Below are 283 nucleotides of genomic sequence, written 5' to 3' on the forward strand. Positions count from 1 at the left end.
TGGAAAGAACAAAGTACAACCATAGATGGATTACATCGACGTGATCTCGTTTGTCGAGTTAAAGATTCGTATACTGAAGTATGGCAATTTATTTCGCATACGTTAAAAAGTAGGTATGTAATATTTGAATTTAAAAATTATTCTGAAAAAATTACACAGAGGGAAATATTTACAACAGAACGTTATATTTACCCAATGGCCCTACGCAATTGTGCATTTATAATTTCACGTGAAGGTGCCTCTAATTCAGCACAGCAAGTCATTGATGGTGCAATGAGAGAAC

Annotated in this window: 1 protein-coding gene; it reads left to right on the forward strand. The window is 34.3% G+C overall.

Going from position 1 to position 283, the window contains the following annotated elements:
* The coding region (locus tag AC3II9_RS21705) for a hypothetical protein (protein WP_489158755.1) at positions 1-283 on the forward strand (283 nt) is incomplete at both ends.

It is taken from the genome of Lysinibacillus sp. RU7 (genome assembly GCF_057837305.1).